At 62.6% G+C, this 23,651-nt stretch carries 28 protein-coding genes; all 28 read left to right on the top strand.

Features of this window, described 5'->3' with window-relative positions; genetic code table 11:
• Positions 1 to 101: 101 nt before the first annotated feature.
• The 28 genes from LOY34_RS18415 (at position 102) to LOY34_RS18280 (ending at position 23,546) form a co-directional block, all read left to right on the top strand.
• Positions 102 to 449 (top strand): phage holin family protein, encoded by a 348-nt coding sequence (locus LOY34_RS18415; protein ID WP_258663847.1) that lies wholly within the window; start codon positions 102 to 104, stop codon positions 447 to 449.
• 88 nt (positions 450 to 537) lie between these two features.
• Positions 538 to 801 carry an HNH endonuclease gene (locus LOY34_RS18410; RefSeq protein WP_258663845.1) on the top strand — a complete coding sequence of 88 codons (264 nt, stop codon included), beginning with the start codon at positions 538 to 540 and terminating at the stop codon, positions 799 to 801.
• A gap of 165 nt (positions 802 to 966) precedes the next feature.
• Entirely contained in the window at positions 967 to 1,500 is a 534-nt protein-coding gene (locus tag LOY34_RS18405; protein WP_258663843.1) for a phage terminase small subunit P27 family, read from the top strand.
• Complete coding sequence (locus LOY34_RS18400) at positions 1,463 to 3,295, top strand: terminase large subunit (RefSeq protein WP_258663842.1); 1,833 nt, start codon at positions 1,463 to 1,465, stop codon at positions 3,293 to 3,295. Before LOY34_RS18405 ends, LOY34_RS18400 begins: the two co-directional genes overlap by 38 nt.
• Positions 3,296 to 3,482: 187 nt before the next feature.
• A complete protein-coding gene (locus tag LOY34_RS18395) occupies positions 3,483 to 4,751 on the top strand; it encodes a phage portal protein (protein ID WP_258594296.1) in 1,269 nt (422 codons plus the stop codon).
• Positions 4,748 to 5,695 carry a S49 family peptidase gene (locus LOY34_RS18390; RefSeq protein ID WP_258663840.1) on the top strand — a complete coding sequence of 316 codons (948 nt, stop codon included), beginning with the start codon at positions 4,748 to 4,750 and terminating at the stop codon, positions 5,693 to 5,695. Before LOY34_RS18395 ends, LOY34_RS18390 begins: the two co-directional genes overlap by 4 nt.
• Positions 5,696 to 5,780: 85 nt before the next feature.
• Entirely contained in the window at positions 5,781 to 7,085 is a 1,305-nt protein-coding gene (locus tag LOY34_RS18385; RefSeq protein ID WP_258594292.1) for a phage major capsid protein, read from the top strand.
• Between the two features lie 47 nt (positions 7,086 to 7,132).
• On the top strand, positions 7,133 to 7,402 hold the full coding sequence (locus LOY34_RS18380) for a hypothetical protein (RefSeq protein ID WP_258663838.1): 270 nt from the start codon (positions 7,133 to 7,135) through the stop codon (positions 7,400 to 7,402).
• A gap of 2 nt (positions 7,403 to 7,404) precedes the next feature.
• A complete protein-coding gene (locus LOY34_RS18375; RefSeq protein ID WP_258663836.1) occupies positions 7,405 to 7,956 on the top strand; it encodes a hypothetical protein in 552 nt (183 codons plus the stop codon).
• Positions 7,957 to 7,958: 2 nt separating this feature from the next.
• The gene (locus LOY34_RS18370) at positions 7,959 to 8,321 is read left to right on the top strand and encodes a head-tail adaptor protein (RefSeq protein WP_258663835.1); all 363 of its coding nucleotides are present in this window, start codon (positions 7,959 to 7,961) and stop codon (positions 8,319 to 8,321) included.
• Complete coding sequence (locus LOY34_RS18365) at positions 8,314 to 8,835, top strand: hypothetical protein (protein WP_258663833.1); 522 nt, start codon at positions 8,314 to 8,316, stop codon at positions 8,833 to 8,835. Before LOY34_RS18370 ends, LOY34_RS18365 begins: the two co-directional genes overlap by 8 nt.
• A gap of 21 nt (positions 8,836 to 8,856) precedes the next feature.
• Positions 8,857 to 9,450, top strand: a complete 594-nt coding sequence (locus LOY34_RS18360; protein ID WP_258663831.1) for a hypothetical protein — start codon at positions 8,857 to 8,859, stop codon at positions 9,448 to 9,450.
• Positions 9,447 to 9,695: a DUF2635 domain-containing protein gene (locus LOY34_RS18355; protein WP_258663830.1), complete on the top strand. Its 249-nt coding sequence runs from the start codon at positions 9,447 to 9,449 to the stop codon at positions 9,693 to 9,695. Before LOY34_RS18360 ends, LOY34_RS18355 begins: the two co-directional genes overlap by 4 nt.
• Positions 9,692 to 11,185: a phage tail sheath subtilisin-like domain-containing protein gene (locus LOY34_RS18350; protein WP_258663828.1), complete on the top strand. Its 1,494-nt coding sequence runs from the start codon at positions 9,692 to 9,694 to the stop codon at positions 11,183 to 11,185. The genes LOY34_RS18355 and LOY34_RS18350 overlap by 4 nt, the downstream gene beginning before the upstream one ends.
• A gap of 57 nt (positions 11,186 to 11,242) precedes the next feature.
• Complete coding sequence (locus tag LOY34_RS18345; protein WP_258663825.1) at positions 11,243 to 11,590, top strand: phage tail tube protein; 348 nt, start codon at positions 11,243 to 11,245, stop codon at positions 11,588 to 11,590.
• Complete coding sequence (locus LOY34_RS18340) at positions 11,590 to 11,889, top strand: phage tail assembly protein (protein ID WP_258663823.1); 300 nt, start codon at positions 11,590 to 11,592, stop codon at positions 11,887 to 11,889. The genes LOY34_RS18345 and LOY34_RS18340 overlap by 1 nt, the downstream gene beginning before the upstream one ends.
• A gap of 129 nt (positions 11,890 to 12,018) precedes the next feature.
• Positions 12,019 to 14,391 carry a phage tail tape measure protein gene (locus tag LOY34_RS18335; RefSeq protein WP_258663821.1) on the top strand — a complete coding sequence of 791 codons (2,373 nt, stop codon included), beginning with the start codon at positions 12,019 to 12,021 and terminating at the stop codon, positions 14,389 to 14,391.
• A 2-nt stretch (positions 14,392 to 14,393) separates the two neighbouring features.
• A complete protein-coding gene (locus LOY34_RS18330) occupies positions 14,394 to 15,821 on the top strand; it encodes a DNA circularization protein (RefSeq protein ID WP_258663820.1) in 1,428 nt (475 codons plus the stop codon).
• 4 nt (positions 15,822 to 15,825) lie between these two features.
• Positions 15,826 to 16,938 (top strand): phage baseplate assembly protein, encoded by a 1,113-nt coding sequence (locus LOY34_RS18325; RefSeq protein WP_258663818.1) that lies wholly within the window; start codon positions 15,826 to 15,828, stop codon positions 16,936 to 16,938.
• A complete protein-coding gene (locus tag LOY34_RS18320; RefSeq protein WP_258663816.1) occupies positions 16,935 to 17,426 on the top strand; it encodes a phage baseplate assembly protein V in 492 nt (163 codons plus the stop codon). Before LOY34_RS18325 ends, LOY34_RS18320 begins: the two co-directional genes overlap by 4 nt.
• 7 nt (positions 17,427 to 17,433) lie before the next feature.
• Positions 17,434 to 17,829 (top strand): phage GP46 family protein, encoded by a 396-nt coding sequence (locus tag LOY34_RS18315; RefSeq protein ID WP_258665136.1) that lies wholly within the window; start codon positions 17,434 to 17,436, stop codon positions 17,827 to 17,829.
• Positions 17,819 to 18,859 carry a baseplate J/gp47 family protein gene (locus LOY34_RS18310; protein WP_258663814.1) on the top strand — a complete coding sequence of 347 codons (1,041 nt, stop codon included), beginning with the start codon at positions 17,819 to 17,821 and terminating at the stop codon, positions 18,857 to 18,859. Before LOY34_RS18315 ends, LOY34_RS18310 begins: the two co-directional genes overlap by 11 nt.
• On the top strand, positions 18,850 to 19,446 hold the full coding sequence (locus LOY34_RS18305; RefSeq protein ID WP_258663812.1) for a YmfQ family protein: 597 nt from the start codon (positions 18,850 to 18,852) through the stop codon (positions 19,444 to 19,446). The genes LOY34_RS18310 and LOY34_RS18305 overlap by 10 nt, the downstream gene beginning before the upstream one ends.
• 6 nt (positions 19,447 to 19,452) lie before the next feature.
• Positions 19,453 to 21,375 carry a hypothetical protein gene (locus tag LOY34_RS18300; protein WP_258663811.1) on the top strand — a complete coding sequence of 641 codons (1,923 nt, stop codon included), beginning with the start codon at positions 19,453 to 19,455 and terminating at the stop codon, positions 21,373 to 21,375.
• A 47-nt stretch (positions 21,376 to 21,422) separates the two neighbouring features.
• Positions 21,423 to 21,809: a phage tail assembly chaperone gene (locus tag LOY34_RS18295; protein WP_258663809.1), complete on the top strand. Its 387-nt coding sequence runs from the start codon at positions 21,423 to 21,425 to the stop codon at positions 21,807 to 21,809.
• Positions 21,810 to 21,856: 47 nt separating this feature from the next.
• Positions 21,857 to 22,486, top strand: a complete 630-nt coding sequence (locus tag LOY34_RS18290; protein ID WP_258663807.1) for a hypothetical protein — start codon at positions 21,857 to 21,859, stop codon at positions 22,484 to 22,486.
• Entirely contained in the window at positions 22,486 to 23,037 is a 552-nt protein-coding gene (locus LOY34_RS18285; protein ID WP_258663806.1) for a glycoside hydrolase family 19 protein, read from the top strand. Before LOY34_RS18290 ends, LOY34_RS18285 begins: the two co-directional genes overlap by 1 nt.
• Positions 23,034 to 23,546 carry a lysis protein gene (locus tag LOY34_RS18280; RefSeq protein WP_258663804.1) on the top strand — a complete coding sequence of 171 codons (513 nt, stop codon included), beginning with the start codon at positions 23,034 to 23,036 and terminating at the stop codon, positions 23,544 to 23,546. The genes LOY34_RS18285 and LOY34_RS18280 overlap by 4 nt, the downstream gene beginning before the upstream one ends.
• Positions 23,547 to 23,651 lie beyond the last annotated feature (105 nt).

Raw genomic sequence — 23,651 nt, 5'->3', positions numbered from 1 at the left:
GTGCTGTGCAAGTCTGCCCCGAGTCGTCGGAGCAATGAGAACCCTGCCATTTGGCGGGGTTTTCTTTTTCCGGCGCCGTGTACTCGACCTATGAGGCTCTCATGACCAATGAGCAACAAGCGTTAATCGAAATGCCGATCTGGATGGTGGTAGTACTGTCCTTGGTGGGCGGTGTATCGGGCGAGATGTGGCGCGCCGATAAAGCAGGTGTTCGCGGCTGGGGCTTGGCGCGGCGTGTTGCGTTGCGTTCCGGTGCCTGCATCGTTTGTGGGCTGTCGACCATCATGCTCATGTATTCAATGGGTGTTTCGATCTGGGCATCTGCGGCGGTTGGTTGCCTCACCGCAATGGCCGGTGCTGATGTGGCGATTGGTTTGTATGAGCGCTGGGCCGCAAAGCGCCTGGGTGTCTGTGATGTGCGCCCTACCAGCAATGAACAAGGGCAGTGATCGTCGCGGGAGCAGTGCTTCCCGTGGTTATGGTCACCGGTGGCGGTTAAGCCGGGATGCATTCTTGGCTCGGCATCCGTTCTGCTCAATGTGTTCCACCGATTACCGCCCGGTCGCTGCAATGGTGGTTGACCACAAGATCCCGCCTCGATTGAAAGAGGCGAAGGAAAGCGGCGACGCCGAGCGGATCAAGGCTGCCTGGAAGTTGTTTTGGGATCAGGGCAACTGGCAGCCACTATGCAAGCTCTGCCACGACTCGACCAAGCAGCGGCTTGAGCGCAGCGGTCGGATTGCTGGCTGCTCGGCGTCAGGCATTCCCCTCGATCCGAATCACCACTGGAACCGGCGCTGATCGGGTGCGGGCCGCCGTCGGGCAGCCAGCCCCCCCTACCCCTGGCTGCCAGGGGTAGGGGGGGTAAAAAACTATTTTCCTCTTTGCTTCTAGACCGCATGCCCCCCTCTGTGTGCAAAACCGGGAAAAATGAGGGAGGGGGGGTATCAGAAATGGAGGTTTCCCATGGCTGGAAACGGTAATTCCGGGCGGCCTGGTCTGCCCGCGTCGGTGCATTTACTCAACGGCAACCGAAGTAAGCGTTCGCCGGCTGAGCTGTTGAACGAAATCAAGGATCCGGCGCTGCCGGCTGCTGTGCCGCCTATGCCTGATTTTCTTAGCGGTGACGCTGCAGCCGAATGGACCCGTATTACCGGAGCGCTTCTGGCGCTTGGGTGGGTGTCGCGGTTGGACCAGATGGCGCTCGCCACTTACTGCCAGGCGTACGGCGACTGGTTGCGTTTCCAGCGGTTGATCGCTGAGCGCAATGCGAAGTCGGATGATGGCCTGGGTGGTGAAGTTCAGACCTTCAAGACCGGCGCGCAGCAGACCCACGTTCTGCGGCAGCTGGCCAACGACGCCGAGAAGCGTGCCAACGCTGCCGGTGCTCAGTTCGGGTTATCTCCCTTGGCGCGCCGGAATATGAGAGCCGCGCCGGCGGCACAAGGAGATTTGTTCCCCAATGCAGAACGAGACGCTGCCGCAAAGTATTTCAACTGACTGCCGGGTAAAGAGCTTCGCTGACAGAGTGTTGGCCGGCTCGATCATCGCTGGCCCAGACGTTCGCAATGCTGCGCGGCGGCATCTGCTGGATCTGGAGAAAGGGCACGAACGCGGGTTGATCTGGAATGCCGAAGCGGCGCTGCGCGCCATCGGTTTTTTCGAAGACGTGCTGTGTCTGAACGGCGGCGACTTCGAGGGCCTGCCATTCCGCCTTGCGCCATGGCAGGCGTTCATTATCGGTAGCCTGTTCGGCTGGTACACCGATGATGGCTATCGTCGGTTTCGCCAAGCGTACATCGAGACCGCCAAGGGCTCGGGCAAGTCGCCCCTGGTCGGCGGGATCGGGCTGTATGGATTGGTTGCGGACGGTGAGCAACGCGCTGAGATCTACGCTGCCGCAACGAAAAAAGACCAGGCGCAGATCCTTTTCCGCGATGCGGTCAGCATGGTGAACATGGCGCCACACCTCTCGGCACGCCTGGTGCAATCGGGCCGTGATGAAAAGGTCTGGAACCTGTTCTATCCCAGCACGCATAGCTTTTTCCGCCCGATCAGCTCCGACGAAGGCCAGTCCGGCCCTCGGCCGCACATCGCGCTGATTGATGAACTGCATGAGCACAAGACGGCCAGCGCGGTGGACATGATGCGGGCCGGTACCAAGTTCCGGCGCCGTGCGTTGATTGTGATGATCACCAACAGCGGCTCCAACAAGGGCTCGGTGTGCGGTCAGTATCACGACCTGTGCGTACGGATCTGCGAGGGCAAGGAAGAAAACGATGCGTTTTTTGCCTTCATCTGCTCGCTGGATAAGGGGGATGACCCATTCAAGGATGAGTCGTGCTGGCCGAAGGTGAACCCTTCGCTGGACTTCATTCTGGAGGGCCAGACCGACGGCATCCCGGGCCGCAAGTACCTGCGGGAGCAGGTGGCCGAAGCGAAGGGGCTACCGGCGAAAGAGGCCGTTGTCAGGCGCTTGAACTTCTGCGAGTGGACCCAGGCGACATCGCCTTGGCTGTCCTGGGAGATCTGGCGCGGTGCTGCTGAGCGGGTGCCGATGCGCGTCCTGCGCAACCGACCATGCGTTGGCGGGCTGGACCTTTCCAGTACCACGGACCTGACTGCATTCGTGCTGATGTTCAGCCCGATGCCGCACGATCCGCACTGGCGCTCGCTGTCGTACTTCTGGATCCCCGACGACGACCTGTCTGGCCGGGAGAAGCGCGACCGTGTGCCGTATCTGCAATGGATCAAGGAACGCCATCTGGAGACCACGCCGGGGCGAGCCATCAGCAAGCTGCATGTGCTACGGCGCCTGCAAACTATCTGCGATTACTTCGACGTGCGGCGGATCGCCTACGACCGGTGGCGGATCGAGGACTTGCTGTCATTGATGAACGACAACGGCATCACGTTGCCCGAACTCAAGCCTTTCGGCCAGGGCTTCAAGGACATGGGGCCGGCCGTCGATGAGTTCGAGCGACGTTTGTTGGGTCGCAAAGTAGAGCCGTCGGCGGTGATTGAGCTGGACCCGGAGGACTATGAGGTTGTGTCTGAGGTCGACACATCCACCGAGGTGGTCGAAACGCTCCTGCACGATGACAACCCGGTGATGACTTGGAACGCGGGCAACGCGGTGATCGTGTTCGATCCGGCCAACAACCGAAAGGTCGACAAATCCAAAGCCACGGGCCGCATCGACGGCATCGTTGCCGCTGTGATGGCGGTTGGCATCAGCGGTGACATTTCCGAGGCATCCGGCACGTCGGTTTACGACGAAGGGGTAGGTATATGAAGTTGGCAATTTTGTCCTGGCTGGCAGGCCTTCTAGGGTTTGCACTGCTGGTGGGTGGCGTCTGGATGGTGCATCGGCCAGCCGCATTTATCGTCGCCGGAGCCGGGCTGTTGGCCTGGTCAAGGCTGGCTGACCAAGCGGCAGCGCGCCTGGCGGCGCGCCAGGTGGCTGGAGGAGGGGGCTGACCATGTTCTTTTCCAGCTTGCGTGACACCGGTGCTGCTACGTTGACTAACCCGGATCATGGGTTCTGGCGCGGCCTCCTCGGGCGTGGTCGAAGCTCTGCAGGCGTGACGGTAACGCCAGACACAGCGCTTGCCCTGCCTATCCTGCAGAACTGCGTGACCTTGCTGGCTGAGACGGTGGCGCAGCTGCCGCTTGAGATGTATCAGCGTAAGGCCAATGGGCAGCGTGAACCGGCGATCAATCACCCCTTGTACGATGTGCTGCGCTACCAGCCCAACCCATTCCAGACACCTTGTGAGTACATGGAGCGACACCAGGGCGCGGCGGGGCTGCGGGGTAACGCCTTCAGCTTCATCGACCGTCGGGAGGACGGCAACGTCACCGCCCTTTGGGCGCTCAAAAATGAACAAGTGCAGGTGCTCAAGGGCGCTGACCTGCTGCCTTACTACCGGATTGGTGTAGGCGAGGCGGTGCCGATGCGGATGGTGCATCACGTGCGCTGGTTCGGCACGAACCCCTACGTCGGGCTTTCGCCCATTGAGTTGCACGCTGATGCAATTGGATTGACCCAGGCTGTTCGCCAGTACACCGGCAAAAGTTTCGCCAATGGCGTGGCCGTGTCTGGCGTGATCGAGCGCCCCCGCGAGGCACCCGCGATCAAAGACCAGGGGATCATCGACAAGATCGTTGATCAGTGGGGGCAGAAGTTCGGAGGCATGGACAATGCTAAGAAGGTCGCGCTCCTGCAGGAGGGCATGACGTTCAAGCCGGTGTCGATGACCAACGTCGATGCCGAGATTGTCGGAATCATGAAACTGACCGGACTGGACATCGCACGGATCTACAAGATCCCACTGCCGATGGTGAATGATCTGGAGAAGTCGAACTACAACACCCTGGAGCAGCTGATGATTCAGTTCGTGGTGTTCGCCCTGCTGCCCTGGGTGAAGCGCCATGAACAGTCGATGATGCGCGACTTCCTGTTGCCGAAGGATCGGCGAGATTACTTCATCGAGTTCAACCTGGCCGGCCTGCTGCGCGGCGACCAAAAAAGCCGCTATGAGGCCTACGCCATTGGCCGCCAGTGGGGATGGCTGAGCGTAAACGACATCCGGCGCCTGGAGAACATGCCGCCAGTACAAGGCGGCGATATCTACCTGCAGCCCCTCAACATGGTCGACGCTGGCAAGCAGCCCGACTTAAACAACCCTGCAGTGCGTGCTCAGCTGGAAATGCAGCACGCCGAGATCGGGAGGATTCTTGCCCAATGAGTAAGCGCTATCTGCGGGCATCCAGCCTGCTATTCAATCAACCTCTGCTGGTCACACCGGACATGCTCGACCTGGGCGTGCGCTGGGCCAACCAGACCATGAGCCTCAACATCGTCAACATCGGGGGCAGCTCGGCCCAGATTTGGAAGGATGACGATCCCATCGACCGCGTAGCGTACGCCGACGAACAACGGCGTAGTGCCATTGCCCAGACCGGGATCGAGGTCATTCCAGTAAGCGGTGTGTTGGTCAGTCGAGGCAGCCATCTGAACGCCTGCGAGACGATGACCAGCTATGAGGGCCTGCGCTCCCAGCTGCAGCGCGCCGTGGGTGATCCGATGGTCGAGCACATTGTGTTGGATATAGACAGCCCGGGCGGTTCCGCTGTTGGCGCCTTCGAGCTGGCCGAGGATATCCGTGCAATGACCGCACAGAAGCCTATCACCGGCCTGGTCAATTACATGGCGTACAGCGGCGGTTACCTGATCGGGTCCGCCTGCAGCGAGCTGGTTGTAAGTCGGACTAGCGGCGTCGGCTCCATCGGCGTGATCGCGAGTCACATGGACCGCTCGAAAATGGAAGAAGGGATGGGCGTCAAGGTGACCACGGTATTTGCCGGGGCGCACAAAAATGACCTGTCACCGCATGAGCCGATTACGGAACAGTCGCTGGCTTTCCTCAACGAGCTGGTGCAGGAGAGCTATCAGATGTTTGTGAGCGCTGTGGCTGAGTATCGCGGCTTGCCGGTCGCCAAGGTGATCGCCACCGAGGCCGGGGTATATCGCGGCCAGAATGCAATCAATGCAGGCTTGGCTGACCGCATGCAGATCCCTCAGCACACCGTCGATGAGCTGTCGCGTGCTGTTGCGCAGAACCGTGCAACGCGCCAGTCGAGCCGCATCAGCGTGCGTGCAGCGGCGTTGGCGATGCAATCGTTCGTCTGACCCTATCAACCGTATCAACTGAATCCAGACCCGCTTAGTGCGGGTTTTTTTATGCCCAGGAGGCAGCATGTCCCTTGTACTTCAAATGCGTAACGAGCGCGCAGGCCTGGTCACCCAGGTGCAAGCTCTGGCCAAGATCGAGGCCGGCGGCGGTAGCTTGAGTGCCGAGCAGCTGCAGCAGTTCACTAATCTGGAATCGCAGATCAATGACCTGACCGCCAAAATCAGCCGCGCCGAATCAGCGGAGCGCTTAGCGGCCGCGAGCGCTGTGCCGGTGAACGAGTCGGCTCAGGGCGCTACTAGCCCGCCGAACGGTAGTATTTCCGGCCCATTCAGCGAAAAGGCCAAGCCTGGTACTGGTATGGCGCAGATGGCGCGCTTGCTGGCCTCTGCCCAGGGGAATCAGCAGACGGCCGCCCAGATGGCGAAGGACGGCGGTTTCCCGGCTGATGTCCACATGGCTTTGAGCGTCGTAACCCCAGGTGCGGGCGGTGTGCTTGTGCCGCAGAACTTCGCCACCGAAGTCATTGAATCGCTTCGCCCGGTATCCATTGTTCGCAAAATGGGGGTCACCAGCCTGCCGCTGAACAACGGCAACCTGACCCAGCCACGTATTACCGGCAACACCGTAGTGACGTACATCGGTAGCGATACCGATATCCCGATCACCGGTATGACGTTCGCTGACACCAAGCTGTCGGCGAAAAAGGCGGCCGCCATCGTGCCGATCTCCAACGATCTGCTGGCGATGAGCGGGGTTAACCCTCGCGTCGATGGCCTGGTGCTCAGTGATCTGACGGTGAGCATGGGCCTGTCGGAGGATCTGCACTTCATCCGTGCTGACGGCACCGGCTCGCTGCCCAAGGGTATGCGTCACTGGGCGCTGCCTTTCAACATCCTGACCGCGCCTGTGGTGGATGGCCTCACGCTGGAAAAAATCGATTTGTTCCTGGGCGGGATGATGCTGCGCCTGGAAACGGCGAACGTGATGATGAAGTCGTGCGGCTGGCTGATGGCGCCGCGTGTGTTGCGTTGGTTGCAGGCGCTGCGCGACGGCAACGGCAACAAGGCTTACCCGGAAATCGATGCCGGCATGCTCAAGGGTTACCCGGTTGGCCTCAGCAACCAGATCCCGGTGAACCTCGGCGCCGATGGCAACGAAACCGAGATCTACTTCGTCAACTTCGCGGACTGCATGATCGGCGAAGACATGGATCTTACCCTGAGCTTCAGCAACGAGGCTTCCTACAAGGATGCCCAGGGCGAGATGGTCAGTGCCTTCCAGCGTGACCAGACCTTGCTACGTGTGATCGCGAAGCACGACTTCGGCCCGCGCCACGTCGAGAGCATCGTGGTGGCGGTCGCTGTGAAGTGGGGCGCTGGCATGTAACCCCTGGCCCCGGATGAGCCGGGGCCGCTCAACTGGATGGAATGTTTATGGCAAAGGTAATTATTACTTTCACCGGCTCCTGGCGTGGCTACGGCAAGGGCGAGGTAGCGGGTTTCGAGGAAGACGTAGCCCAGTCGCTGATCGATGGTGGGCGTGCAGAGCTGTATGAGGGCAAGAAAACTGGCAAGCCCGGCGGCGGTAAGGGCAAGTCGGCGCCGGCAGCGAAAGGCCCCGCCCAGCCCGGCCCACCAACGGAGCCGCCACCGGATGAAGGGTCGGACAACACCGATCCCGAAGACGATGAAGACAAGCCCTGATCATGGCTCGCCGCATCGCCTACACGGGGGCGCCCGTGCTAACGCTGGAGCAGGTGGCCTTTCAGTGCAGGGCCGAGCCAGAGGACCTGCAGCCCGAACTTATCGACCTGATCATTATCCCCGGGGTTACCGCGCAGGCTGAGTCGAGGACCGGGGCGGCCATTCGTGAAGCGGTTTATGAGGAGGACTGGCCAGCGTCGTATCCGTCGGGGCATTCGCTGGATGTTGGCCAGGTGGTTGCTGTTGAATCAGTGCTGGCCGTTAGCGATGCCGGGCAGGAGAAGGCATTTGACGGGAGGGTAGAGCTCCGCCAAGGAGGCAAGGAGAGCTATCTGATCTTTCCGGGGGGCAGACCTGAGGGCCGGCTGCGTATTCGCTATCGCGCCGGGGTGGACTTGAAGGCGCACCCGGGTGTTTTGAGCTGGCTGCTGATGGCCGCCGAAACCGCATTTACGCATCGTGGGCTGATGGTCGTTGGCCAGTCGCTGACCGAGTTGCCGTCGAGCTTTATCGACCATCTGATAGCGGACATCACTGTCCCGCCGAGATTTTAGTCATGGCTCTCAGGGAGCCCGCAACGGGCGAATTAAACCGGCGAATCATGATTCGGCAACGCACCGATAAGCCGGCTAAAGACTTCGGCTTGGACTCGGCTTTCAGTGGCGAGGTTTGGCGCTGGGCATCCATTTTGCCTGTTGGTACCGCTGCTTACGCTGCTGGTGTTCAGCTGGATGCCAAGGTCACTCACCGCGTTACTTTTCGCTTTCTGGACGGTATCTCGGAGGATCATGAGGTGGTGCACGGTGCCAAAATCTACAGGGTGCGTCGCGTGGCTGATCTGAACGGGGCCCATCGTTTCACGGTGTTGGAAGTGGAGATGATCGGCGGGGTGACCGCTGGAGGGGGCGTTTATGGCTAGCCGTTCTTCGGTCGAAGGTTATGTGCACTTTGAAGGCTTTGACAGTTTCGAGCGCGACGCCTTCGACAAGTCCAAGATCCGCGCGGCGATGCGTAAAGCCGGCCGCCTGGTCACGCAACGAGCGCAGATGAACCTAGCGCTTGGTAAAGGTCAGGACGGCTATCCGGTCAACCGCACGGGCGCCACCCTTGAATCGATCAACTTCAAGGTATCGCGGGCCGGCTTTCTCGTGCGGATCGCTCCGCGCAAGACCAGCTCCATGAAGGAGTTCTATCCGGCCTACCTGCATTACGGGGTCAAGAAAGGAAACCGCCCCGGAAAGCTTGCACCAGGCATGGGTAAAGGCAAATCGAACCGCCGAGCCAATGGCGATAGGGCGCTGGCCCTTGCTGCCCGTGCCGCCGCTGGGTGGCGTATTACCCCCCGCGACAACTACATGGCGGATGCCTTGCAGGACTCCAGGTCATCGGTGCAGGCGCTGCTATCAGCTGCATTTGCGGCCGCCTTGAACTGACCTCAAAAACCGGAAACCACGATGAGACTAAATGTGATCGTCGCGCATTTGCGCGCCTACTGCCCGACATTCTCCACACGTATTGCGGCGGGTATCGACTGGGATGCAGTCGCGAGCAGTTCCAAGCTGCAGCACCCATCGGCCTATGTGATCGCTTCCGACGATCAGGCAGAACCGAATGACCTGCAGACCGGTGTCCGCCAGGTTATTTCAGATGGATTCGACGTGGTTGTTGTGTTGGACACCAGCGATGAACGTGGCCAGGAGGCCGCGCAGGATCTGCACGAACTGCGCGCGGAAATCTGGCGGGCACTGGTGGGGTGGAAACCCGACAGCGAGTACGACGCCATCACCTATGGCGGGGGCGCGCTGATCTTCATCAACCGAGCCCGGGTGATCTACCGCTACAGCTTCAGCGCTGAGTTCCAGTTGGGCCGTAATCGTGATGGTGACCCGGCTGAGACGTGGCACGAGCGCGAGCTTGACGGTCTGCCTCCGCTGGAGGGCATCGACACGCGATACGACTTTATCGACCCCCTGAGGGATCCGAACGCGGCTCCTGGCGGGCCTGACGGGCGGGTAGAACTTGAAACCCGAGAGGACTTGAACCCATGAATCTGATTCACGTGAAACCGGCGCCGGGGCGACTCTGCCCCATGCCGGAGAAGGGCGGCCAGCTGCTGCCGGAGGCGGGCGACAAGGTACCCCGCGACGCGTACTGGCAGCGCCGTATCAGCGACGGCGACGTAGTACGCGTCGAAGCTGCGCCGGCAGAAAGCCCGGCCGTAGAGTCCGAACCTGTGGCGGCGCCTGAGCCCGTCACTCAATCCAAGCCAGCCCGAGGGAGTAAGGCGCAATGAGCGTAGGTTTCAGCACTATTCCGGCCGACATCCGCGTGCCGCTGTTTTATGCCGAGGTCGACAACTCGCAGGCCAACAGCGGCGCCTCGACCCTGCGCCGGCTGCTGGTCGGCCAGGTCAACGACGACGCCGACAGCTCCGAGATCGGTAGCCTGGTTCTGGTGGCCCGCACCGCCGAGGCCCGCGCTATCGCTGGTGACGGCTCGATGCTGGCCGCCATGCACAAGCAGCACCGCGCCATTGACTCGGCCGGCGAGGTTTGGTGTTTGCCGCTCAAGGCAGTCGGTACGCCGGCGAAAGCCGACGTTACCGTAACGGGCACGGTTACTGTGGCCGGGCTGGTCAATCTGTACATTGCCGGGCAGCGCGTGCGCGTCCCAGTCGTTGCCGGCGCTACCGCTGACGTGGTGGCCGCCGCCCTGGCTGAGGGCATCAATGTGGCGCCTGACATGCCGGTGAAGGCCACGGCAGAGGCTACGGCGGTGAAGCTGGTGGCCAAGTTTTCGGGGGAGCTGGGCAACGACATTCAGTTGCAGCTCAATCGCCTGGGCCGCAATAACGGCGAGGTAACCCCCGCCGGCCTGGTGCTGACCATCACTGCCATGACCGGCGGCGCCGGTACGCCGGACATTGCCGAGGCCCTGGCGGCCCTGGGTGATGAGGAATTCGAGTTCATTTGTCAGCCCTGGACTGACACCGCGACGCTCGATGCCTGGAAAGTCGCCATGGATGACAGCGCCGGGCGCTGGTCCTGGGCAAAGCAGCTGTATGGCCACGTCTACACCGCCAAGCGCGGCACGCTGGGCCAACTGGTGGCGGCGGGGCGCCTGCGCAATGACCCGCACGTGAGCATTCACGGCTGTGAAAAGGGCGTGCCCCAGCCAGTCTGGGAAGTCGCGGCGCAGTGGGCCGCGCGTACTGCCGTGTTCATCAGTGCCGACCCGGCGCGCCCGACGCAAACCGGTGCGCTGGCAGGCATCGAGCCGGCGCCGTCGAGTGAGCGCTTCATGCTGACCGAGCGGCAATCGCTGCTGACCAGCGGCATCGCCACGGCCTGTTACACCGGCGGTAACTACCGCATCGAGCGCGCCGTTACGACCTACCAGCGTAACGACCTGGGCCAGCCGGATGACTCCTACCTCGACAGCGAGACGCTGCACCAGTCGGCGCACGTTATCCGCTACCTGCGCGGGATCATTACCAGCAAGTACGGGCGAAGCAAGCTAGCCAACGACGGCACCCGCTTCGGTGCTGGCCAGGCAATCGTCACCCCGCTGGTGATCCGGGGCGAACTGATCGCCGCCTATGGCGCGCTCGAGCGCGACGGCATTGTTGAGAACAGCGAGCTGTTCAAACAGTACCTGGTGGTCGAGCGCGATCCGCGTAACCCCAATCGTGTCAGCGTCCTGTTTCCGCCGGATCTGGTCAATCAGCTGCGGGTGTTCGCCTTGGCGTACCAGTTCCGCCTGCAGTACCCCGAAGCGGTGTAACCCTTTTCGTTCAACTCCAGCCCGCCACGCGCGGGCTTTTTTATGGGAGATCCTTTCATGAGTCAGAAAGTCGCGGGTACCTGTTACGTCAAGGCCGACGGCGAACAGCTCACGATCAGCGGATCGGTGGAGTGTCCGCTGTCCGACGTGAAGCGCGAAACCATTGTGCGGGGCCATTACAAGGAAGAAGACCTGGTGCCTTACATCAGCGTCGATGCGGTTAAAACGCGCAATTTCCCTCGGGCCAAATTGGCCAACGCCACCAACATGACCATTACCGCCGAGTTGGCCGACGGTAGTAGCTACGTGCTGAGCGGCGCGTATCTGGTTGATGAAACCAAAGTGACCGGCGATGACGCAAAAGTCGCGCTGAAGTTTGAAGGCATTGCAGGAGACTGGCAGTAATGAGCACCGTAACCCACAAGCTGAGCGCCCCCATTCAAGCCCATGCCGAGGAAGTCACTGAACTGAGCCTGCGCCGTCCAACTGTGCAGGAGGTCCGGGCCATCAAACTCCTGCCGTACACCATGGGCGAAAGCGGCTACCCCATTGCCGATGTCGAAACCGCGTCGAAATACATCGCGGTGTGTGCCGGCATCCCGCCCAGCTCGGTTAACCAGTTGGACCTGTCCGACCTGAACACCCTGGCGTGGATGGTCATTGGTTTTTTCATGGCCCCCGCTTCAGCTCAATCGACGGACTGATCGAACTGGCCTACGACCTGGCCTGGTACTGGAAAGTCAGCCCGGGAGAGGTCACGGCTTGGCCGCTCGACGTGTTGTTCGAGAGTGAAGAAAACGCCTGGCGAATTCAGGCGTTAGTAGGGGGCGGCAATGGCGGATAAGTTCCAGCTCAAAGCGCTTATTACCGGCGTCGACAAGCTGTCGCCGGTGTTGAGCGGGGTTCGCAAGAACGCGGCCAACTTTCGCAAGCAGTTGAACAGCTCGGGCCTTGGCAAGATCACCTTCATGGATGCGATCCAGGGCGGGGCCATCGCGGCCCCGTTTGTCATGGGGGTGCAGGCTGCCATGGGCTTTGAAAGCGCCATGGCGGACGTTAAGAAGGTGGTTAACTTCGACTCGCCCGAGCAGTTCAAGGCGATGAGTGATGACGTGTTGGGCCTGTCCGAACGCCTGCCGATGGCGGCCGAGGGCATCGCGCAGATTGTCGCCGCCGGCGGCCAGTCGGGCATTGCCCGGGAGGAACTGAATCAGTTTGCTGAAGACGCGGTGAAAATGGGCGTCGCGTTCGACCAGACGGCCGAGCAGTCGGGCAACATGATGGCCAAGTGGCGGACGGCCTTCAAAATGAATCAGGCCGAGGTCGTCACCCTGGCCGACCAGATCAACTACCTGGGCAACACCGGCGCGGCCAGCACTGGGCAAATCTCGGCGATCCTGACGGCCATCGGGCCGCTGGGTGAGGTGGCCGGGGTCAGCGCTGCACAGTTGGCGGCGATGGGTTCGACCCTGGCTGGTGTGGGTATCGCCCAGGACGTGGCCGCCACCGGCATCAAGAACTTCATGTTGACGCTGACCGCTGGCACGGCCGCGACAAAGGCACAGAAAGAGGCCTATAAGGCGTTGCGCCTGGACGCGAACCAAATCGCCAAGGGCATGCAGACCGACAGCGAGGGCACGATTAACCGCGTGCTGCAGACGCTGGCCAAGGTCGAGAAAAGCAAGCAAGCGGCCGTGCTTACCAACCTGTTCGGCAAGGAATCGGTAGGGGCCATTGCGCCGCTGCTGACCAGCTTGAACACGCTGCAGAAGAACTTTAAGTCTGTCGGCGATGAAAGCGAATACGCCGGATCGATGCAGGCGGAATACACGGCCCGCGCGGCGACCACGCAAAACGCCATGCAGCTCCTGCAGAACCGGGTGACCCGGTTGGGCATCACGGTTGGCAGTGTGCTGCTGCCGCCGTTTAACGAGTTCATGGCCACCGTGGGGCCGATCATCGGCAAGGTGACCGAGCTTGCCGGGGCCAACCCGTGGTTGATCAAGGGCATTATCGGCGCGGCTGTGGGCTTTACCGTGTTGCGCTTGGCCACGGCAGGGGCAACCGCTGCGCTGACGGTGATGAATGGCGTTGCCAGCATGAGCCCGATTGGTCTGGTGGCGCGTGGCATCGCCCTGGCCGCCGGCCTGGTGATTGCCAACTGGTCGACCTTGGCGCCGTACTTCGAGGCTATTTGGTCGCGGATTCAGGGGCCGGCGATGGTCGTGTGGGGCTGGATGAAAACGGCCTTTGCCTGGACGCCGCTGGGGCAGATCATTGCCAACTGGGGGCCCATCAGCGAATTCTTTGGCGCACTGTGGGGGCTGGTTAAAGCCTTTTCGGTGCCGTTCTTTGACTTCCTGAAGGCCGTTTTTGACTGGTCGCCGCTGGGCATCATCGTCAAGCATTGGGAACCGATCACGGGCTTTTTCCGCAGCCTGTGGGAGAAACTGCGGCCAGTCATTGAACCGATGATGAAGTTTCTGGGCATCGAGACCGACGGCGGCGGGGTGATCAATGCGGCGACGGAAAAGGTCAACGCCTGGACAGAGCAGCAGAACGCCCGTAACGCTGCCAATAACCCGGCACCGGGGCAGTTGGTCAAGCCGATAGCATCGGCGCCGGAATTGATGCCGGCGGCCACCAGCACGGCCAGCTTGCTACGCGCCCCGGGCGCTGGGGCTCCTGCCGCACCGCTGCAGCTAGTGAAGCCGCAGCCGGTGGCGCAACTGCTCCCGGCCGCGTCGGCGGCCGCTACGACGCTTCCAGAAGCGGCAAAAACGGCGACCGCTCAACCGGTACCCGCAGCCCCACCGGGTCCGCTCGCGCCGGTGTCCAAGGTCGGCTCGCAGGACATGCTGCCGGAAGCCGAGAGGCGCCCAGTGGCTGCCCAGGTGCTGCAGTTTGAGCAACCCAAGGGGATGACCCCCGCAGACATGCTCAAAGCCGCGCAGGCAGCCCAGCAGCTCGCCCAGCCGCCACGCTCAGGTGCATTGCCAGGGCAGTTGCCGGCGTCGGGCAGTTTGCCAGCCGCGCGCGGGTCGCTGGTGCAGCAGGCGGCAGCCACGCAGAAAACCAATCTGGAAGGTTCCATGCTGGTGCGCTTTGAGAACGCCCCGGCGGGTATGCGCGTGGATCAGCTACAAACCAATCAACCCGGCCTGACGGTAACCCCGCAAGTCGGCTACCGCTCGCTGAGGGGGTGACAATGGAAAGAACCTGGCGGGATGAGCTGCACCCGGCATCCTTTCGCGGGGTGCCGTTTCATGTGGACAGCGACGCCATGCCGGTCGGCCGGCGCACGCAGCTGCATGAGTATCCCCAGCGGGACAAACCGCTGGTCGAGGATATGGGCCGGCGCACGCGAACCACCAAGCTAACGGCCTTTGTCATTGGTGATGACTACCTGGTAAAGCGGGATGACCTGCTGAAAGCGCTGGATGAGCCCGGCCCGGGGGAGCTGGTGCATCCCTGGTTCGGACGCATGAATGTAACGGCGGGGGACTGCGAGGTCACCCACGAGCGGCGCGAAGGCGGCATGGCGCGCTTTGACCTGGTGTTCATCGAAGCCGGGGAGAAGGGGTTCCCGGCCGGGGTGCCGAACACTGCGCGGCAGGTTGAGGAATCATCGGAAAGTCTGCTGGAGTCGGCGATCAGCCGATACAAGGCGGCAATGTCGGTGGTGAATCGGGCGCGCCTGGCGGTGGTGGCTCTGCAGAACGGCATTGCCGGCATCCAGATGGCGATCTATCAGGAATTCGGCCAACTGGTCGCCCTGGTCGGTTCCGTCGAAGCCCTGGCTGACATGCTGATCAATGCCCCGGGCAACTTCGCCGCGATGATCCGGGCGCAGTTTGCCGATATCGGTGGCCATTCGCGTTCCTCGGGCTACCGCTGGGCACCGTCGGCAGACGGTTCGGGCAGTGCGTCGTCGGGTGGGGCGGGCGGCGTTTCTGGTACTGGCGGCACTGCGGCGGCCGACCTCGAGGCCGACCCGGAGTTTGCCCGCACGGTCGCTGGCCTAGCTGAGGTTGAGCCGGTCTTTACCACTTTTGTGACGGCGACCCGGGATATCACCGGCCAAGTCGAAACGGCTCGGGCGCTGGCCGCCGAGGCCGCTACCGACAAGGCAATCAGCAACACCGCCGGCGGTACGGCTACGGTCGCAGTCGTCAAGGCGGCCCGCGAGCTGGTGCGCGATGCCTTGCTTGTGCTGGCAGCGCGAACGGCGGCGGTTATGCCGGTGATCGCTGCGCCGGCGCCGCTGCCGGGTAGCCCGTCTCTGGCCCAGCAGGTGGCGGCGCCGATCCAGCGGCCGGAAGTGCCGGCGGCCGCAGAGGTGGTGTTGATCCGTGATGCCATCGGCGCCGCGCTGTGGGAGGCGGCGCAGACCGCATCGCATCATCATTTTGAGGTGTTGGAAGCCGTGCGCAAGCACGTTACCGGGCACCTGACCGAGGTGGCCCGCTCGGGCGTTCGCCTCACCGAGGTCACGACGCAGGAAAGTCTGCCGGCGTTGGTGCTGGCTTATCAATGTTTCGGCGACGCCACGCGCGCCGGCGAAATCGTTACACGTAACAAGGCCGTACACCCGGGCTTTCTGCCGCCGGGTGTGTTGACCGTCGCCCAGGAGTAGGCCAATGGACAACTTGAACGCTGTCACGCTGAGCGTGAACGGCCTGGATTATCGCGGCTGGACGAAAGTCAGCATCAGCGCCGGGATCGAGCGGCAGAGCCGAGACTTCAAGCTCGACGTTACCTGGCGCTGGCCCGGCCAGGACACCGAAATACCGGTACGCCAGGGTGACTACTGCCAAGTGCGCATTGGTGATGACCTGGTGCTATCGGGCTGGATCTACAGCACGCCAGTCAGCTACGACAGCAAGTCGGTCAATCGGGCCATTGCCGGCCGCTCGCTAACGTCTGATCTGGTCGACTGTTCAGCGATCAACAAACCCGGGCAGTGGCGCGGGCAGAGCGTGCAGAAGATCGTCCAAGCCCTGGCCGAACCCTACGGGGTGCAGGTGCTGAGTCAGGCGGCCGAAACCACGAAGGTGGCCGATCACAGCATCGAGCCGGGAGAAACGGTGTTCGAGTCGATCGACCGCCTGTTGACGCTTTCCCGGCTGCTCTCGACCGACGATGCCCGCGGCCGATTGGTGATCATCCGTCCGGGCAGCGCCGGCCGGGCAGTCGACCGCCTGGAGCTGGGGCAAAACATCCTGACCGGTTCTGCCGCCCTGGACTTTTCCGGGGTGTTTTCTGAATACCGGGTGACCGGCCAGCGCTCGGGCACTGATAAGGAGTTCGGCGAAAAGGCCTCGGAGGTGCGGGCGTCGGTCACTGACCCGCGCGCCACCCGTAAGCGGGTGCTGCTGATCCACGAAAGCGGCCAGATGACGCCGACGCTTGCCGAGGCGCGGGCCAACTGGGAGCGCGGTAACCGCATGGGCAAGGCGCTGACCCTGCAATACAAGGTGCAGGGGTGGCGGCAGTCCAACGGCGCGCTATGGCTGCCCAACATGGTCGTGCGGGTGGTCGATGGCCTGATCGGCATCGACCGGGACATGTTGATCAGCGAAATCGAATACAGCCTGGATGAGAACGGCACGGTAGCCAACATCACCGTAGGCCCGCCGGACGCCTTCGACCCGGAACCGAAAGACCCGCACAAAGCCCGCAAGCTGAAGAAGGGCGGCAAGGCGGACAACTTCGAATACCTGATCCCCGCTGACTGGAAGCCTGGCACATGAGTGGATTTAAAAACTTCCTGGCCCGGGGCGTGCTGTCGCTGGTGAACGCCGGCAGCAAGATGCAGGGCCTGCAAATGCGGCTGACTGCTGATGAAGTGAAAGACGGCATGGAGCACTTCGAGCCCTACGGCCTGACTTCAAATCCCCACCCCGGCGCGGAGGGCCTGGCGGCGTTCCTGAACGGCGACCGCTCGCATGGGGTGGTGATTTGTGTGTCCGACCGGCGCTTTCGCCTGCAGGGGCTCAAAAGCGGCGAGGTGGCGTTGTACACCGATGAAGGCGACTACCTGCACTTCAAGCGTGACCGCGTGATCGAGGTCAGCACGCTGACCCTCAAGGTCAAGGCGGAAACGGCGGTTGAGTTCGACACCCCGGTCATTCGGACCACGGGACGCATCGAATCCGCCGGCGACCAGATCGCCGCCGGCGTGAGCACGTCCCTTCACGTTCACGAAGGCTCAGACAAAAAGCCGGTACCGGAGGGCTGAAATGGCATTGCTCAATGACGACGCGTGCGAAAGCGCCTGGCGCCGGGCGGCGGTGATCAGCCTTTTGACCTGGCGCCGCGCCGAGGCTGACGACCGCTTAGACGACGGCCAGCGGTATGGCTGGTGGGGCGACAGCTTCCCCACCCTGGCCAATGACCGCATTGGCTCGCGCCTGTGGCAACTACGCCGGCGCACGTTGACCGCCGACACCGAGCGTGACGCGGTGGCCTTCGCCCGGGAGGCGCTGGGCTGGATGCTGGAGGACGGGCGGGTGACCAGCGTTAGCGTAACGACCGCGCGCGGGGTGGACCGGCTGAACATGCTGGTGGTGCTATCGATGAAGGACGGCACCGCCATAGACCTGAAACTCGACAATCTCTGGCAGGTGATCAATGCCGTTTGAAACCCCGACGTTACCCGGGCTCATCGCTCGGGCGCAGGCCGACTTGGCGGGCTCCAGCGCGCTGCTACGGTCTGACGCGGAGGTGCTGGCCCGCGTGCTGGGCGGCGCCTCCTTTGCTCGCTATGGGCATCAGGAATACATCGCCGCGCAAATCCTGCCCGACACGGCCGATGAAGACACGCTGCGCCGCATGGCCCGCGCGCGGCTCAAGCGTGACCGCCTGGCGGCAGTTGCGGCCAGCGGCACCGCGACCTTTATCGGTGCCGTCTCAGCGCTGCTCGATGCCGGCACGCTCCTGCAGCGCGACGACGGCGCACGCTTTCGGGTGGTGGCCACGGTCAAGCTGACCGTGGCCCAGGGCGTGGCCAAGCTGGAAGCCCTGGAAGCCGGCCTGTTGGGCAACACCCCGGCCGGTACCACGCTGAGGCTTATCAGCCCGGTGCTCGGGCTCAATGAGGTCTTTACCGTTGAGGAACCCGGCCTGCAGGGCGGTACCGAACAGGAGAGCATCGAGACGCTGCGCGGCCGGGTGATCCGCTCTTATCAGGTGATCCCGCACGGCGGCAGCAAGGACGATTACGTCACCTGGGCGCTTGAGGTGGCTGGAGTGACGCGGGCTTGGGTTGTGCGCCGTTGGATGGGCCCGGGCACGGTGGGGGTGTTCTTTGTGCGTGACGGCGATATCGACATCATCCCCAACGCCGAGGCCTGCGCGAAGGTGGCGGCCTACATCGAGAAAGAACGGCCGGTAACGGCTGAGGTGTACGTGCAGCCGCCGGCAGAAAAGCCGGTTCAGTACCAGCTCAAGGTTACTCCCGACAGCAGCGCGGTACGGCGGGCGGTCGAGGCGGCGTTGATCGATCTGCACAACCGCGAGTCGGAGTTGGGCGCCGAACTGCTGGCCACCCATATCAGCGAGGCAATCAGCGGCGCGGCCGGCGAGCGGGACCACGCCCTGACCGCGCCGGTGGGCAACGTATTGGCCGCCGCCCATGAGCTGCTGACCTATGGGGGTGTGCTGTGGCTGTAAGGACGGCAGAGGATTACCAAGGGCAATTGCGCGCGCTACTGCCCCCGGGCCCGGCCTGGGATCGTGAGCTTAACCCGCAGGTTGACGCGCTGTTGGCTGCCGCCGCCCAGGAGCTGGCCCGCGAAGATTTGCGGGTGGCGGACCTGCTGACTGAGAGCGAGCCGGACACCGTGCGCGAGCTGGTACCGGACTGGGAACGGGTCATGAAACTGCCTGACCCGTGTCTGGGCGAGTCGCCGACCTTCGATGACCGGCAACTGGCGGTGCGTCGACGCCTGGTCGAGGTCGGCGGCCAGACGCCGGCGTACTTCGTCGAGCTGGCTTTCAGCCTGGGTTACACGCAAGCCCGGGTGATCGAGCACCGCGCGCCTCGCTTTGGCCGGTCGCGCTTTGGCGCCGCGTACTTCGGGACGTGGACCGCCCAGTTTATGTGGACCCTAGAAACCGGGCCGCGCCTGCGCCTCGGGCGCCGCTTTGGCGCGAGCTACTGGGGGCAACGCTTCGGGATGAACCCAAGCGGCGCCCTGGAATGTGTGATCAGGCGTTCGGCGCCGGCGCATGCAATCGAATTCATAAACTACGGATAACTGCTAATGGACTTTCCCAAAACAACCCCCGGCGCCGGCCTGGTAAATGGTCGGTTTGTTGATGAAGACCCGTCCCTCGGCACCATGGGCTCGCTGATCCCCGCTGCCTGGGGCAACTCGGTCACCCAAGAGATTCTTAACGTGATCACGGCGGCCGGACTGGCGCCTAGCGAAAGTGACGTGAGCCAGTTACTGAAGGCCATCCAGAGCCTTGCGGCCAGCGATATGAAGCGCTCGGTGCGCTGCGCGACCACGGGCCCTATTGCCCTGTCCGGTCTGCAGAGCATTGACGGTGTGGCCGTTGTGGCCGGTGACCGGGTGCTGGTGAAGGATCAGGCCAACGCGGCGCAAAACTGGATCTACACCGTGGCGCCTGGCGCGTGGGAGCGCGCGCTTGATGCAAACGAGAGCATTGAATGCACGCCAGGACATTTGATTGGTGTTCAGGCTGGCACCGTCAATGCGGGCTCTATTTGGCAGCTGGCTAATACAGTTCCACCCGTTCTGGGTGCCACCGGGCTGACCTTTGTACGCGTGGTTGGGAAAACCGGCGTGGCAGCTGGCAGCTATCGCCAGGTGGATGTAGATGTGCTGGGCCGTGTAGTCGGCGGGAGCAACCCGACCACCCTGGCGGGCCATGGCATCACCGATGCGCTCAAGAACGTCAACCCGTTGCCGGGTGGCAGTATCGATATTCATGGCGCGCCCTATGCCTTCGTGACTTCACCATATGAAACGTCGATGGGGCAAAACTGCTATTGGAACGGTACGGATTGGCTCCGCCATAACGAGAGTGCGGCAGCCATCTGTGTGACGGCAACCAATGGCGGGGTGCTTATTCGCCGGGCGCCGGCCGGGCCTAACCCGATTGCGTGGGCCACCGCCTCGCCGATTCTGGATACCTCGAACATCCTGTTCAGCTACCTCAAGCAGTTGCCGGCAAAAGTGGTTGACCATGGCATTACCGACGTTTACACCAAGACGGAAACCCAGCAGCGCATTGCCACGGCGGTTGCTGACCTGGTGGGCTCGGCGCCCGGTGCACTGGACAAGCTTGATGAGCTGGCCGCTGCCCTGGGTAATGACCCGAACTTTGCCGCGACGATGATCAACCAGCTGGCCACCAAGGCCAACCGGGCAACCACCCTCGGGGGCTACGGGATTACCGACGCCATTCCGAACCGCAACCCGTTGGCGGCCGGCAGCCTTGATATTCACGGCGGGCAATTTGCGTTCCTGACCTCCGGTGATGAATCGGCAGTGGCACAAAATGCGTATTACGACGGGTCGAAATGGGTTCGGCATGATCCGTCGAAAGGTTCGGTTGCACTGGTGGCTACGGCCGGCGGCGCGGTGGTGCGCAAGTGGGCAGCGGGCACCCCGGCGGGAGATCCCGGTGTAGTTCGTCAGATTGTCGACTTCAGCATGCAGGCCTCTGAGGCGGACATTGACGAGGGGGTTTCGTCGAGCAAATGGGTCAGCGTGGGGGGCTTGGCGCGCTTTGTGGTGCGCACGGTGAAGCAAGCAACCGAAGCGCTGGCCGGGCTTGCGCGGATCGGTACGCAAGCCGAAGTGAACGCCGGCATCGATGACACGCTGATCGTGACGCCGAAGAAACTACGCTTCGGGGTCGCCTACAGCCTGACGCAAAACGGCTATATCGCGCTGCCGTACTGGCTCGGCGGCTTCATTTTCCAATGGGGTTACGTGTACGAGTCGCAAAGCGTTACCGACTATCGGCCTTTCACCATTCCGTTTCCGAACAATGTTTTCGGCATGACGATGTCGATTGAGGCGCAGACCACTGGCGGGCACACCAACAGCTTGGGGCATGTGGTGCAGGTGATCGGGCGCAATGCGTTTCTGTGGTCGGTCGGCGGTTCGCTGAGCGGTGCAGGTTATGGCTACTACTGGGCTTGGGGGAACTGAGAGTGTCTGATCGTTATTGGTTTGTAGTGGATGGCGCCGGCCGCCTAATGGGTCGCCTCGACGCCGTGGTTAATCGCGAGGTACCGCCTGAGGCGATTCCCGTCAGTAAGCGGCTGTTTGATCAGAGCCTGGAGGCCCCGCGCGGCCTGCAGTGCTATTTCGTTGACGGCGCGGTGGAGTTTCGACCGATCGAAGGGCTGGCCGCCACTGAGCAGCGGGACTGGCGTAATGCGCAACTGGCCGGCGTCGAGTGGCTGCGCAACCGTCACCGCGACGAGCAGGACCTGCAGCGCGAGCCGACCCTATCAGCGCAGCAATTCAGCGAGCTGCTGGGCTACATGCAGCAGCTGCGCGAGTGGCCGCAAACCGAGCAGTTCCCCGACGCCGAACACCGGCCCGTGGCGCCGCCGTGGATCGCCGAGCAAGTCCAATAGAGCCCCGCACTGTCGGGGCTTTTTCTTTCCTGTAATCCGAGGTTTCCATGTTCAAACACCTATTCCGGGCGGCCCTGCAATGGCTGCTGTTGTTCCCTGTCCGTGTAGTGCTGATTCTGCTGGGGGTGTTGGTGGTGCCCCTTGCGCTGCCGTTTGCTCGGGCTGAGGGGCCACCGGTGCCGTTCACCCAGGCGCCCGGCTGTTGGCGCCTGGTCAAGTTGCCGGCCTGGGCCTGGCTCTGGTCGAACGACCGGGACGGCGCCCGGGGCGATAAGCGCGGCTGGTGGCACCTGAATGCCCCCTTTGGCTTGGGCGCCGAGCATTGGTTTTCGATGCTCTGGTGGCTGGCTCTGCGCAACCCGGCCAACAACATGCGCTTTACCCCGTTACTCGGTTGCCCCGTAACGGAGTGTGATTACCGCTACTGGGGTGACGAAAACGTCGAGGATCGCCCAGGGCAGGGCGGTGCTCGTTTGCTCCTGGCTACGCACAAAGTCACTGGCCGTCGCTACTACGGCTTTTATGGCGTGCGGCAGTGGTCCGCAAAACGCGCAGTGGTTGTGCAGCTGGGGTTCAAGGGGGAGCCCAAAGACTGGGCAGAGGACTACACCAGTGACCTCTCCCGCCAGTGGGCGGGCCTCACCTTCGAAATCAATTTTTTCAAGGATATTTCCTGATGGCTATCACCGCACCGCAACTGCTGCAGATCCTCCCCAACGCCGGCAAACAAGCTGGCGTTTTTGTTCCTGGCCTCAATGCCACCATGGGCAAGTACGCCATCATCACGCGCCTACGTATGGCCGCATTCATTGCCCAGATCGGCCACGAGTCCGGCCAGTTGCGATACGTCCGTGAGCTGGGTGGTGACACCTACCTGGCGAAGTACGACACCGGCAGACTGGCCCAGCGCCTGGGCAACACACCAGAGGCTGACGGCGACGGCCAGAAGTATCGCGGCCGTGGGCTGATTCAGGTTACCGGGCGTGCCAACTACCAGGCCTGCAGCGAAGCCCTGTTCGGCGACAGCCGATTGCTCAACACGCCTGAGCTGCTCGAGCAGCCGGTCTATGCCGCGATGTCGGCGGGCTGGTACTGGCAACGGGCGGGGCTCAACTCCCTGGCCGACAAGGGCGACTTTCTCGCCATCACCAAGAAAATCAACGGCGGTACCAACGGTCTGGAGGATCGCGAAGAGCTGTATGAGCGCGCCTTGAAGGTGCTGCAGTGAAGGGCCTGAATTGGCAACTGCCGGTGCTGGCACTGCTGTTCGGGGTTGCCCTGGGCGGCGGTGCTGCCTGGATCTGGCAGGCAAACAGCTACGAGAAGGCGCTGGCCCTGAAGGACGCTGGCCATCAGAAGGAGCGAGAAGACGCCGCGACCGCCGCGATCAATCGGCTCGGCCAGGAGCAGACCCAGCGCCGGGCCCTGGAGGATCGCCTGCAGGCGAATGATCAAACCCACTACCAGGAGCTGTTCGATGCCCAACAGACTCAGGCTCGCTTGCGTGACCGCCTTGCTACTGCTGATCTGCGGTTGTCAGTCCTACTCGACGCCACCCAGGGTGGTGACTGTGGGGTGCCAGCCACCACCAGCGGCACCGGCGTGGTTCATGGAGCCATTCGAGCCAACCTTGACCCAAGACATGCTCAACGAATTATCAGCATCTCCGACCGAGGCGACAAAGGATTGATCGCCCTCAAGGCTTGTCAGGCCTACGTGCGCGCTATCACGCGCTGAAGTGAAAAGGAGCGGGCCAGCAGGATGCGTCAACATCCAGCTGGCCCACCGAACCCGCAGACCCTTCCTGCAAGTCCAGCCGAGGCTCCTGCTCCGTGCACAAAG

The sequence above is a fragment of the Pseudomonas sp. B21-009 genome, assembly GCF_024749345.1.
Classification (GTDB): Bacteria; Pseudomonadota; Gammaproteobacteria; order Pseudomonadales; family Pseudomonadaceae; genus Aquipseudomonas.
This window is presented reverse-complemented; position numbering and strand designations above follow the sequence as displayed.